Origin of the sequence: Streptomyces glaucescens (assembly GCF_002154375.1) — a bacterium.
GTDB lineage: Bacteria > Actinomycetota > Actinomycetes > Streptomycetales > Streptomycetaceae > Streptomyces > Streptomyces glaucescens.
Genome location: NZ_MUND01000948.1, coordinates 1 through 551, shown reverse-complemented (window position 1 = coordinate 551; position 551 = coordinate 1). Strand labels below are relative to the sequence as shown.

General features: G+C 75.5%; 1 pseudogene. It reads right to left on the bottom strand.

The window, feature by feature from the left end:
* Nucleotides 1-112: 112 nt before the first annotated feature.
* A pseudogene (locus CCN42_RS39615) lies at nucleotides 113-551 on the bottom strand (hypothetical protein); the annotation flags it as partial.

Sequence of the window (551 nt, the reverse complement as noted above, 5' to 3'; positions counted from 1 at the left end):
CCGCACAGGCCTTCGCCCCGGCTCCCTCAGGGACCGGGGCGAAGGCCTGTGCGGGTGCGCGACGTCCGGACGGTGCCGTCCGGGGGAGGTGCGGCCGGATCCGCTCGGCGGATCAGATCCGCTTCTCGGAGCGGCGCCGCATCCAGAACACTCCGCCGCCGATGACGGCCGCCGCGACCAGCCCGCCGCCGATGGCGATGTCGGCCGGCGTGGCACCCTCGGAGCTGCTGCCGCCGATACCGCCGCGGACGCCGCCGAGGACGGTGAAGGCGGCCGGCCGGGTGAGGGTCCGGCCGGAGCAGTGGACCGTGATGTCGTACGAGCCGGGGCGGGCGTTGTGGTGGATCGTAGCGGTGCCCCGGGCGGTCTCGTTGGCGCCGCGGATCGGGGTGAGGGTGGTCGTCGGGAACGCGGCGGACGTGGCCGTGCCGCCGCGCGGGCAGCCGTCGACGGTGATCGTCATCTGTCCGCCGCGGGCGATCACGCTGGGCAGCGCGACGATGTTGCTCGGGGACTTGCCGTGGTGGCCCCCGTTGCCACCCTGACCGCCG